The 11173-nt window shown below is 70.2% G+C and carries 8 protein-coding genes and 1 tRNA gene; 4 read left to right on the plus strand and 5 right to left on the minus strand.

Annotated features, from left to right (window positions below; genetic code table 11):
* The first annotated feature begins 85 nt into the window (after positions 1–85).
* On the plus strand, positions 86–1402 hold the full coding sequence (locus M0L44_RS04095; RefSeq protein ID WP_252768366.1) for a winged helix-turn-helix domain-containing protein: 1317 nt from the start codon (positions 86–88) through the stop codon (positions 1400–1402).
* Between the two features lie 22 nt (positions 1403–1424).
* Here the strand turns inward: M0L44_RS04095 and M0L44_RS04100 are convergent, their stop codons facing one another.
* A complete protein-coding gene (locus tag M0L44_RS04100) occupies positions 1425–3353 on the minus strand; it encodes a methyl-accepting chemotaxis protein (RefSeq protein WP_252768368.1) in 1929 nt (642 codons plus the stop codon).
* Between the two features lie 261 nt (positions 3354–3614).
* On the opposite strand from M0L44_RS04100, the gene M0L44_RS04105 reads away from it, so the two are divergent.
* A complete protein-coding gene (locus tag M0L44_RS04105) occupies positions 3615–5480 on the plus strand; it encodes an ATP-binding protein (RefSeq protein ID WP_252768369.1) in 1866 nt (621 codons plus the stop codon).
* On the opposite strand, the gene M0L44_RS04110 is transcribed toward M0L44_RS04105, so the two are convergent.
* On the minus strand, positions 5415–6317 hold the full coding sequence (locus M0L44_RS04110; protein WP_252768370.1) for a LysR substrate-binding domain-containing protein: 903 nt from the start codon (positions 6315–6317) through the stop codon (positions 5415–5417). The two genes, M0L44_RS04105 and M0L44_RS04110, sit on opposite strands and share 66 nt — an antisense overlap.
* A gap of 102 nt (positions 6318–6419) precedes the next feature.
* Here M0L44_RS04110 and M0L44_RS04115 point away from each other — a divergent pair, with 102 nt between their 5' ends.
* Together M0L44_RS04115 and dkgB are read left to right on the plus strand one after the other, a co-directional pair.
* Positions 6420–7622 (plus strand): MFS transporter, encoded by a 1203-nt coding sequence (locus tag M0L44_RS04115; protein WP_252768372.1) that lies wholly within the window; start codon positions 6420–6422, stop codon positions 7620–7622.
* 55 nt (positions 7623–7677) lie between these two features.
* Positions 7678–8487 (plus strand): 2,5-didehydrogluconate reductase DkgB, encoded by an 810-nt coding sequence (gene dkgB, locus M0L44_RS04120; protein ID WP_252768373.1) that lies wholly within the window; start codon positions 7678–7680, stop codon positions 8485–8487.
* Between the two features lie 20 nt (positions 8488–8507).
* Here the strand turns inward: dkgB and M0L44_RS04125 are convergent.
* The 3 genes from M0L44_RS04125 to M0L44_RS04135 form a co-directional block, all read right to left on the minus strand.
* Positions 8508–8597 (minus strand) — tRNA-Ser (locus M0L44_RS04125).
* Between the two features lie 71 nt (positions 8598–8668).
* The gene (locus M0L44_RS04130; protein WP_252768374.1) at positions 8669–10006 is read right to left on the minus strand and encodes an MFS transporter; all 1338 of its coding nucleotides are present in this window, start codon (positions 10004–10006) and stop codon (positions 8669–8671) included.
* A gap of 283 nt (positions 10007–10289) precedes the next feature.
* On the minus strand, positions 10290–11117 hold the full coding sequence (locus M0L44_RS04135; RefSeq protein WP_252768375.1) for a symmetrical bis(5'-nucleosyl)-tetraphosphatase: 828 nt from the start codon (positions 11115–11117) through the stop codon (positions 10290–10292).
* Positions 11118–11173 lie beyond the last annotated feature (56 nt).

Here is an 11173-nt window from a genome sequence, read left to right on the forward strand (position 1 = left end):
GAAAGCCCGGATGCTAGGAACGCCAGCTGTGGCAAGCTTGATCGAATCCTGATCGTTCGCCCCGTCCCCCACGTTCCCTATTCCCATGTCCCCCATGTCTGCCGACGCGCTGAGCCTGGACGAGCACGGCTTTCCCCTGCTGGATGGCCAGCCGCTGAAGCTGCCGCCCAAGGAGCGGGCGGTGCTGGCCCTGCTGCTGCGCCGCCAGCCGGCGGTGGTGTCCAAGGACGATTTCGCCCAGGCGGTGTGGCGGGGCACGGTCATGTCCGACGAAAGCCTGGCGCGCAGCATCAGCCGGGTGCGGCGTGCGCTGGCGGGTCCGGGCTGGCAGCTGGAGTCGGTCTATGGCATCGGCTACCGGCTGCACCCGCCGGCGGCCGGACCGGGCGCGCCGGTGGCAGAGGGCGGCGCGACACGCTGGACCTCCGTGGCCTTGGCCGCGCCCGGCGTGCTGGACACCTACCTGCATGCCCGCCAGCTGGTGCAGCAACGCACGCCGGAGGCGATGGACCGGGCCATCGCGCTGCTGCGTGCGCTGCTGCGCGAGCATCCCGACTATACGCCGGCGGCGGTCGCCCTGGCCGAAGCCCTGACCGCCGCGGTGGGCTGGGGCCAACTGGACACCCCGGCTGTGGTGCAGGACGGCCTGTCGGTGCTGGACGCCGCAGCCGCGCGGGATGCTCTCACCCCCGGGCTGGACGCGGCTCACGGCGCACTGCTGGACATGGCCTGGCGCTTCGACGAGGCGGCTCGGGCCCATGCGCAGGCCCTGCGCAGCGGTGCCAACGACCCGGACACGCTGATGCTCCATGCCCGCCATCTGCTCTACACCGGCCAGGCCGAGGCGGCCGTGGCCCGGCTGCGCCATGCGCTGACACTGGCGCCGCACCACCTGATGCTGCGCATGCACCTCTCGCGCGCGCTGGTGCAGGCCGGGCAGGGGGAGGCGGGGCTGGCCGAGGCCGACGCGGCCCTGGCCGACCACCCGGGCCAGTTGGTGATCGTGGCCTTTGCGCTGGCCATCCGCGCCATGGTGGCGCCCGAGCCCGACCTGGCCGCGCCGGCCTGGCGGTTGACCGAGGGGCGCGACACGCCGCCCTTTGTCTGGACGGTGCTGTCCTTCGTGCTGGCCCGGCTGCAGCAGCGCGAGCCGGCGCTGGATGTCATCGACGCCAGCCTGCTGTGCAGCCGCACCACGCCGGGCGAGGCCACGCTGTATGCCGCGCCGCTGGCCTGCCTGGGCGAGTTCGACCGGGCGGCGGCGCTGCTGCGTCGGGCCCTGGATGAGCGCTGCGGCATGCTGGCCATGGTGTTGCGTGACCCAGTGCACGCCGATTGGCTGCGCGGGCATCCGGAGGGCCGCCGCCTGTTGGCGGCAGTGTTCGGGCCGGCCGGCGCCTGAGCCCGGCGGGCCCGGGCGGCGTTCAGCCCACGAACTGGCCGACGGTGCCCACCAGGCGCTCGGACTGCTGGCGCAGCGAGTCGGCCGCGGCCGCGGCTTCTTCCACCACGGCGGCGTTCTGCTGGGTGTTCTGGTCCAGCTCGCCGATGGCGCCGGTGACCTCGGCGATGCGGCTGGACTGCTCGCGCGTCGAGACGCTGATCTCGGCGATGCGGGCGTCCACCGTGTGCACCGCCTCGCCCAGCTCGGCCAGGGTCTGCTCGGCGGTCTGGATCAGCGCGGCGCCGCTGGCCACCCGCTGTTCGGAATCGACCGTCAGCGCACGGATCTCCTTGGCCGCGTCGGCACTGCGCTGGGCCAGCGTGCGCACCTCGCCGGCCACGACGGCAAAGCCGCGTCCCTGCTCGCCGGCGCGAGCGGCTTCCACCGCGGCGTTCAGGGCCAGGATGTTGGTCTGGAAGGCGATCGAGTCGATCAGGCTGGTGATCTCGGCGATGCGGCGGCTGGCGTCGTTGATCTGGTCCATGGCCGTGCGGGTGTCCTGCATGACCTGCTGGCCACGCCGGGCGCGCTCCACGGCTTCGCGGGCCAGGGTGGCCGCCTCGCCGGCGGAGGCGGCGCTCTGACCGGCCGACTCGGCCAGCTCGCGCAGGGTGGCGGCGCTGGACTGCAGGTGGGCCGCCTGTTCCTCGGTGCGCACCGAGAGGTCGTGGTTGCCGCTGGCGATCTCGTCGGAGGCCTGGGCCACGCTGCGCGAGACCTCGCCCACCTCGCCGAAGGCACCGCGCAGCTTGGCGGCGAAGCGGTTGAAGCCGTCGCTGATCTCGCTGATCTCGTCCTGGCCCTGCACCGGCAGCTGCACCCGCAGGTCGGCATGGCCGCTGGCCAGCCCATGGATGGTGTGGCTGAGCTGGCGCAGCGGGCCGGTGAGGGTGCGCACCAGCCAGGTCATGGCCACGGCGGCCAGCAGGCAGGCCAGCAGGGCGGCGGTGACGACCCAGCCCAGCAGCTGGCGCGCGGCCGCAGTGGCCACCTCCGGCGGGTAGGACACGACCACGCTCCAGGGCGTCACGCCTGCCAGCACGGTCACGGGGTTGAGCACATGCTCCCAGCCCTGCGCATCGGTGAACTGGTAGGGCCGACCCTGGTCGATGGCGGCCAGGGCCTCCGGCGGCAGGTCGGTGGCCTGCTTGGCCAGCATCTCGGTGTGGCGCGTGGCCACGTAGAGGCCGCCGTGGCTCAGCAGCTCCACATGGGCGCCCGGCAGTGGCTGCATCTCGCCCACGCGCCGGCTCAGGTCGGCCAGCGGCAGGTCGGAGCCGGCGGCGCCGGCGAACTTGCCGTCGACCAGGATGGGGGCGACCATGGTGGTCATCAGCACGTCCTTGCCGGCGACCGGGTAGAGGTAGGGCTCGATCAGCGCCTCGTGCAGGGTGCGGCGCGGGATGTCGTACCAGTCGTTGGCACCAGCCTTCTCGTAGTCCAGCAGGGCTTCCACCGCGATCTGCCCGCTGCCGCGGTTCCAGTAGGCGATGTAGCGCCCGGTGTCGTCGTAAGGCGCGCCGCTGTGGGCGAATTCGGCATCGCGTCCGTCCAGGGCGTTGGGCTCCCAGATCGAGTAGCTGCCGATGAACTCCTTGTGCTCGGACAGCGTCTGGCGGGCCATCGCGTCCAGCTGCGGGCGGGTGGGCGCCAGGTTGGCGGCCTTCAGACCGGCCAGGCTGTCGCGCAGGTTCTTCACGGCGGAGAAGCTGCGGCCGAGCTCACCGCCGACCTGGGCCGAGGTTTCGCGGGCCGCCAGTTCGGCTTGGCGGGCCGTTTCTTCGCGGGCCGTCTTGGCGGCGCGGGTGCCCACCACCGCGCTGGTGATGCCCACGCAGAGCACACACAGGGCCGTGGCGGCGATGGACAGTTTGGTGGTCAGGCTCAGGGAGCGAAACATCGTGGACATGGGAGATGCGTGGGTGAGTGAGGGTTTTCACTGACTATCGGACGGCCCCCGCGGTGCTGAAGGTCGGAAAAGCCTGCCTTTTGCGTCATCCCCCTTGTCGGCGGCGCCTGTTTGTGCGTGTCCATCAGGTAAATCTGCTCCATTGATGTCAAAAAGTGACGATCACGACCAAATGCAAGCGTTTTTCCGCGTCACGGGCCCTGCGAGACCGACACTGTGGCCTGCACAACCGCTGTCGCCAGCCCTGCCCTGCCACAGACCATGAACGAGCCTTTGCCGATGGATGCTTTGACCCTGCGCGGTGGCGCAGGGTTGATTCGCCGTCTGGCCTGGCTGCTGATTGCCGCCGCGGTGCTGTTGGAGGGCCTGCAGCTGTACTTCCTGCACCGCCCTCGCCTGGGTGCCGTGCTGGGCGCCCTGGCCGGTGGCGGCATGCTGCTGCTGCTGCGCTGGGGCAGGACGCGCTGGGCGGCCTGGCTTTTCCCAATGTCGCTGGTGCTGATCACGCCGATGGCTGCCTTCCAGGTGGCGGGGGTGCGCAATGCCGCCTGGGCCTTGCTGCCGCTGGCCACCATCCTGGCCGGCTGGATGCTGGGGCGGCGCCAGGCCTATGCCGTGGCGCTCCTGGGGCTGCTGGGTCTGGCCGCGGTGTGGCTGCTGCGGGTGCGGGGCGTGGAGACCGAGCCGGCCGTGCCCGGGGTCTACGCGGTGCTGTACGGCATGATCGGCCTGATGGGCGCGGTGATGGGCACGGCCACGGCGACCAGCTTCGATCGCCAGCTCGAGCGTGTGACCGCGCTGACCCAGGCCCTGCAGCGCAGCAATGAGCACCTGGAGGCCCGTGTGGTGGAACGCACCCGTGAGCTGCTGGCCACCAACGAGGCCCTGGCCCAGGCCAAGCAGGCTGCAGAAAGCGCGGCCCAGGCCAAGGCGGCCTTCCTGGCCAACATGAGCCACGAGATCCGAACCCCGCTCAACGCCATCCACGGCCTCAGCCACCTGCTGCTGCAGACAGCGCTGGACGGTCGCCAGCGTGCCCATGTGAGCCAGCTGCACCAGGCCGGCACCCATCTGTTGGCTATCGTCAACGACATCCTGGATCTGAGCAAGGCGGATGCCGGTCGCATGACGCTGGCCACCGAGCCCTTTGCGCTGGACATGGTGCTCAGCCGCGTGCAGGCCCTGATCGGCGAGGCGGCACAGCGCAAGCAGCTGCGGCTGAGCAGTCGGTTGGACCCCGCGGTGCCAACCTGGCTGATCGGCGACCCCTTGCGCCTGGGCCAGGTGCTGATCAACCTGGGCCACAACGCGGTGAAGTTCACCGACCAGGGCGAGGTGACGCTGAAGGTGCAGGTGCTGGAGCGCCAGCCCGACAGCGTGCAGCTGCGCTTTGCCGTGCGGGATTCGGGCGTGGGCATCGCGCTGGAAGATCAATCCCGCCTGTTCCAGGAATTCGAGCAGCTGGACAATTCCTCCACCCGCCGGCATGGCGGCACTGGCCTGGGCTTGGCCATCTCGCGCCAGCTGGTGCGGCTGATGGGGGGCGAGATCGGGGTGGAGAGCCAGCCCGGGCAGGGCTCGACCTTCTGGTTCACCGTGCGGATGCCGGTGGCCCTGGTGCCCGAGGATGGCGGGCTGGCGCATCCCCCCGCGCCGCCCGCACCGCGGCTGGATGGCGTGCGGGTGCTGCTGGCCGAGGACCATCCCGTCAACCAGCTGGTGGCGGCGGAGCTGCTGCGCGCGATGGGCGCGCGGGTGGATGTGGCCGAAGACGGCCACCAGGCCGTGAACCTGGGCGCGCAAGGGCACTACGACGTGGTGTTGATGGACCTGCAGATGCCCGGCCTGGATGGCGTGCAGGCCACACGGGCGCTGCGGCGCCTGCACGGTGTGGCCCGGCTTCCCATCATCGCCATGAGCGCCAGCGTGATGGCCGAGGACCGCCGGCGCTGCCTGGATGCGGGCATGAACGACTTCGTGGCCAAGCCCTTCGAGCCGGAGGAGCTGTGTGCGGTGCTGCTGCGCTGGACCCAGGCCGCGCGCCGGGCGGAAGTGCCCCGCTCAGCGCTCGAAAGCCCGCGGCCCCAGGTGCTGGACCGCATGGTCCAGGAAGCTGGCGATGCGTGAGGACAGCGCGGTGTTGCGGTAATAGACCGCATGGATGGCCTGGCGGATGTCCAGGCTTTGCCGCACGAACAGCGGCACCAGCCGGCCGCTGCGGCGGTCCTCCAGGGTCATGAAGTCCGACAGGCAGACGATGCCCGCGCCCGCCAGGGCCAACTGGCGCAGCGTCTCACCGCTGGATGAGGCGATGGCCGGTGTGATGCGCAGCGGCGTGCCCTCGGGCGTGCGCAGCGGCCAGTCGTTCAGGCCCTCAGGCTGGGTGAAGCCCAGCAGGGTGTGGCCGGCCAGGTCCTGCAGCCGGCGGGGCGTGCCGCAGCGGGCCAGGTAGTCCGGGCTGGCCAGCACCCGGATGCGGCTGCTGCCGAGGGGCCGGGCGTGCAAGGTGGAATCGCGCAGCGTGCCGATGCGAAAAGCCACATCGGTGCGGTGCTCGATCAGGTCGGTGATGCCCTCGTTGCTGTGCAGCTCCAGCGTGACCTGCGGGTGCGCGGCACGGTAGCTGTCCACCAGCGGCACGATCACGTGCAGCATGAAGGGCGTGGCCGCATCCACCCGCAGCCGGCCGGCCGGCTGCTCGCGCCGGGCAGCCATCTGCTCCTCGGCGTCATCCACGGCGGCCAGGATCTGCCGCGCCTGGGCCAGGAAGACCTCGCCTTCCTCGGTCAGTTCCAGGCGGCGGGTGGTCCGGCGCAGCAGGGTGGTGGCGAGCTTCTGTTCCAGCCGGCCCAGGCTGCGGCTGATGCCGGAAACGGTCTGCCCCAGCCGCTCGGCCGCGGCGGTGATGGAGCCGCCATCCACCACCGCGGCAAAGGCCTGGAGTTCGTCGAGGGTGGTCTTCATTCTTGATTCCGCCGCAAGAGAGTTTCGTCGTCACACGGGTTTTTCCGCAAGTATCCCGTGGGCAGACTGCGCGCATTCCATTTCCTTCCACAGGATGCCGCCATGCCCATTGCCTTGCTGGCGCTGACGCTCAGCGCCTTCGCCATCGGAACCACCGAGTTCGTCATCGTGGGGCTGATCCCCACCATCGCCGCCGATCTGCAGGTCAGCCTGCCCTCGGCCGGTCTGCTGGTCAGCCTCTACGCCCTGGGCGTGGCCGTGGGCGCGCCGGTGCTCACCGCGCTCACCGGCCGCGTGCCGCGCAAGGCCCTGCTGCTGGGCCTGATGGCCCTGTTCACGCTGGGCAACCTGGCGGCCTGGCAGGCGCCGGGCTACGGCACCCTGGTGCTGGCGCGGGTGCTCACCGGCCTGGCCCATGGGGTGTTCTTCTCCATCGGCTCCATCATCGCCACCAGCGTGGTGCCCAAGGACAAGGCCGCCAGCGCGATCGCCATCATGTTCACCGGCCTGACCGTGGCCCTGGTGACAGGCGTGCCGCTGGGCACCTTCATCGGCCAGCACTTCGGCTGGCGCGAGACCTTCCTGGCCGTGTCGGCGCTGGGTGTGCTGGCCTTCGTCGGCAGTCTGCTGTTCGTGCCGCGCGACGTGCACCACAGTGCGCCGGCCACGCTGCGCCAGCAGTTGGCGGTGCTGGGCCAGCCGCGCCTGCTGCTGGTCTATGCGATGACAGCGGTGGGTTACGGCGGCTCCTTCGTCGCCTTCACCTTTCTGGCGCCCATCCTGCAGCAGGTCAGCGGCTACTCGGCCAACGCGGTCAGCGCGGTGATGCTGGTCTATGGCGTCTCGGTGGCGGCGGGCAATCTGTGGGGCGGCCGGCTGGCCGACCGGCGCGGGCCGGTGGCGGCGCTGGTGCTCATCTTCGGCCTGCTGGCGCTGGTGCTGCTCGTGCTGCAGTTCACTGCACCCCACCCCGTGGCGGTGCTGCTGACCGTGTTGGCCTGGGGCGCGGTGGCCTTCGGCAACGTGCCGGGCCTGCAGGTCTATGTGGTGCAACAGGCCCAGCGCTTTGCACCGCAGGCGGTGGACGTGGCCTCGGGCCTGAACATCGCCGCCTTCAACCTGGGCATTGCCGGCGGCGCCTGGCTGGGTGGTCACATCGTGGCCGGCTGGGGGCTGATGCACACGCCCTGGATCGGCGCGGGAGTGGTGCTGGGCGCTGTGGGCCTGACGGCCTGGAGCGGGCGGCTGGATCGGCGTGGTTCCGTGGTGGCCCGGTCCTGCGTCGGGGCCGTGGCGCCGCGCTGAGCCGCAGCCCTCCCTGGCCTTCCACTCTCGCAGCATTCACTTCAAGGACTCCATCATGGGCATTCCCGCCTTCGGCCTGGGCACCTTCCGCCTGCAGGGCCAGACTGTCATCGACAGCGTGCGCACGGCGCTGGAACTAGGCTATCGCGCGATCGACTCCGCGCAGATCTACGGCAACGAGACCGAGGTGGGGCAGGCCATCGCCGAAGCCGGCGTGCCGCGCGGTGAGCTGTTCCTGACCACCAAGGTGTGGATCGATTCACTGGCGCGCGACGCCGTGGTGCCAGGCCTGGAGGCGAGCCTGCGGCGCCTGCGCACGGACCACGTCGACCTGGCCCTGATCCATTGGCCTTCCCCAGGTGGGCAGGTGCCGCTGAGCGCCACCCTGGACGGCCTGCTGGAGGCCCGTGAACGCGGGCTGGTGCGACAGATCGGCCTGTCCAACTTCACCGTGGCGCTGATGCGCGAGGCGCTGGACAGGATTGGCCCCGGCGTGCTGGCCACGAACCAGGTGGAGCTCAGCCCCTACCTGCAGAACCGCCGGGTGGCCGCCTTTGCCCGCGAGCACGGGCTGCACCTGACGTCCTACATGACCCTGGCCTATGGCAAGGTGCTGGGCGACCCGGTGCTGCAGGGCATTGCGCAGCGGCATGGCGCCACGGTGGCACAGGTGGCACTGGCCTGGGCGATGCAGCTGGGCCATGCAGTGATCCCGTCATCGACGAAGCGCGAGCACCTGACCAGCAACCTGAAAGCCCGGGCGCTGCACCTGGACGAGGCCGAGATGGCCGCCATCGCCAGGCTGGACCGCCATGAGCGGCAGGCGGACCCGGAGGGGATTGCGCCTGCGTGGGATCCGGCCTGATGCGACGGGGGCGCAGGTCTTGGCGGAAGCGGTGAGATTCGAACTCACGGATGGGTTCCCCCATCGCTGGTTTTCAAGACCAGTGCCTTAAACCGCTCGGCCACGCTTCCTGACGAAGGCGCCGATTATGGCGCAGGAAAAGCGGGCGGCCCTTCCCAGGGCAGCCCGCTGAGCGGTCGGGTCAGGCCTTGACCAGTGTGAGGTCCAGCAGCCGCGTCTCGCGGGTGGCCAGCAAGGCCCCCAGGGTCAGCAGGCCGTTGGCGGCCAGGTACAGGCCCACGCCCCACAGGCCGAAGTTCTTGTTCAGGTCCAGGGCGACCAGGGTGGGGATGGAGGCACCGACGATGGAGGCGAAGTTGTAGGCCAGCGAGGCCCCGGAGTAGCGCACCTCGGTCGGGAACATCTCGGGCAGCAGGGCAGCCATCGGGCCGAAGGTGCAGCCCATCAGCGCCAGGCCGATGATGATGAACACCAGCACCGTCATCGGGGTGCCGTTGGTCAGCAGCGCCGGCATGGCCAGACCGAAGGCCATGATGCCCAGTGTGACCAGGATGAGCCACAGGCGTCGGCCCATGGCGTCGGCCAGCACGCCCGACAGGCTGGTGAAGATGCCGAAAACGATGGCGCCAATGAGCAGGATGCCCGTGAAGATGTTGGCCGGGATGCCCAGGCCGGTGGGGTGACCCGCCGGCGAGGTGCCCACCGGGCTCTTGGAGTACACCTGCACGAAGGCGGTCATCAGGTAGAACAGCACGTAGGTGGTGGTCATGATCAGCGTGCCCAGCAGGATGGCGCGGCCATGCTGGCGCAGCACGGCGGCGACCGGCGCGTGCAGCTTGCGGCCGGCCTTCTCGGCTTGCTCGAAGACATGGCTTTCCTGCAGGTTCAGGCGCACGTACAGGCCCACCGCCACCATCACGAAGGACAGCAGGAAGGGAATGCGCCAGCCCCAGGCCACCATGGCCTCAGGGCCCAGGAAATAGCTGACCAGGAAGAAGCCGCCATTGGCCAGGAACAGACCGATGGGCGCGCCCAGTTGCGGGAAGGTGCCGAACCAGCCGCGGCGGCCTGCTGGCGCGTTCTCGGTGGCCACCAGTGCGGCACCACCCCACTCGCCGCCCAGGCCGATGCCCTGGCCGATGCGGAACACGCACAGCAGGATGGGGGCCCAGACGCCGATTTGTTCATAAGACGGCAGCAGGCCGATGGCCACGGTGGACAGCCCCATGGTCAGCAGCGAGGCGACCAAGGTGCGCTTGCGGCCGATGCGATCGCCAAAGTGGCCGAACAGGGCCGAGCCCACTGGCCGGGCCACGAAGGCCAGGGCCAGCGTGGACAGCGACAGCAGCGTGGCAATGGAGGCGTCGCCCTTGGGGAAGAACTGGGTGTTGAACACCAGCACCGCGGCCGCGGCGTAGATGTAGTAATCGTAGAACTCGATGGCGGTGCCGACCAGGGAGGCGATGGCGACCTGGCGGGCGGAGTTGCGCGGCTGAACAGCGGCAGCAGGGGCAGACATGGAAACCTTTCAAGCAATGCGCGGCAGCGCAGGGGCGTGCGGCGCCTGCGGGCAGCATCAGGGGCGTGGTCGGCCTCGGGGTGTCAGGGCCGTCCGCCAGACGGGGCGGAATGTCGGTGTGGGGGGCATTCCGCCATTCGGCGGTGCCAGGCCGGGGGCATGAACCGGTGAACCGGGCCTGGAAAAGCAGCAAGGGTAACTTCTGCGTTACAGGGATTTTACTGATCTGACGGTTGACCGCGGACAGCAGGGTCTCTGCAGAGGCGAGGTCCGTGGCGGTACATCAGCCCTTGCCGGGCGCCTGGGCTTGGGCGCATTGCACCTGAACGACGTCGCGCCGGCCACCGTCCACCCGCACGGCGGTGAGGGCGCCGCCCCAGATGCAGCCGGTGTCGATGGCCAGCAGGGTGGGGCGGTTGATCAGGCCCAGGGTGGACCAGTGGCCAAAGGCGATGGGTTGGGCGGCGGTGGCCCGGTGCGGGTGCTCGAACCAGGGGCGCATGCCGGGTGGCGCGGCCTCGGCGCTGTCCTTGGTTTCCAGGTCCAGGGTGCCGTCGGCGGCGCAGAAGCGGATGCGAGTGAGCACGTTGACGATGGCGCGCAGGCGGTCCAGGCCCTGCAGATCGTCCTGCCAGCGGGCCGGGTGGTTGCCGTACATCTGCTGCAGGAAGGCCGGCAGCTCGGGGCCTCGCAGCAGGTCTTCCACCTCGGCGGCCAGGGCCAGGGTCTTGGCGGTGTCCCACTGGGGCAGCACGCCGGCATGCACCATTAGCCAGCCCTGGTCCAGGTCGGCCAGCTTGCGCTGGCGCAGCCAGGCCAGCCAGCCTTCGCGGTCTTCGTCCGCCAGGATGGCGTCCAGCGTGTCCTTGCGGTTGGGGCGCTTGACGCCAGCGGCCACCGCCAGCAGGTGCAGGTCGTGGTTGCCCAGCAGGCAGGTGGCGCTGCCCTCCAGGTCGCGCAGGCAGCGCAGCACGCCCAGCGAATCGGGGCCGCGGTTGACCAGATCGCCCAGCAGGTGGATGTGGTCGCGCGAGGGGGAAAAGTCCAGTTCGGCCAGCAGCCGTTCGAAGGCGTCGCAGCAGCCTTGGAGGTCGCCGATGAGGTAGTGCATCACACGATTCTGCTACGCTCCTGCCCCATTGCTTTCAGCTCCGCGGCGTGGAACTT

It is taken from the genome of Ideonella oryzae, assembly GCF_024055665.1.
Classification (GTDB): domain Bacteria; phylum Pseudomonadota; class Gammaproteobacteria; order Burkholderiales; family Burkholderiaceae_C; genus Ideonella; species Ideonella oryzae.

Excerpts from the sequence above, each read along its gene's own strand:
- M0L44_RS04095 (WP_252768366.1), top strand. The coding sequence starts at position 86 with ATGTCCCCCATGTCTGCCGACGCGCTGAGCCTGGACGAGCACGGCTTT.
- M0L44_RS04100 (WP_252768368.1), bottom strand. The coding sequence starts at position 3,353 with ATGTCCACGATGTTTCGCTCCCTGAGCCTGACCACCAAACTGTCCATC.
- M0L44_RS04105 (WP_252768369.1), top strand. The coding sequence starts at position 3,615 with ATGAACGAGCCTTTGCCGATGGATGCTTTGACCCTGCGCGGTGGCGCA.
- M0L44_RS04110 (WP_252768370.1), bottom strand. The coding sequence starts at position 6,317 with ATGAAGACCACCCTCGACGAACTCCAGGCCTTTGCCGCGGTGGTGGAT.
- M0L44_RS04115 (WP_252768372.1), top strand. The coding sequence starts at position 6,420 with ATGCCCATTGCCTTGCTGGCGCTGACGCTCAGCGCCTTCGCCATCGGA.
- dkgB (WP_252768373.1), top strand. The coding sequence starts at position 7,678 with ATGGGCATTCCCGCCTTCGGCCTGGGCACCTTCCGCCTGCAGGGCCAG.
- M0L44_RS04130 (WP_252768374.1), bottom strand. The coding sequence starts at position 10,006 with ATGTCTGCCCCTGCTGCCGCTGTTCAGCCGCGCAACTCCGCCCGCCAG.
- M0L44_RS04135 (WP_252768375.1), bottom strand. The coding sequence starts at position 11,117 with ATGCACTACCTCATCGGCGACCTCCAAGGCTGCTGCGACGCCTTCGAA.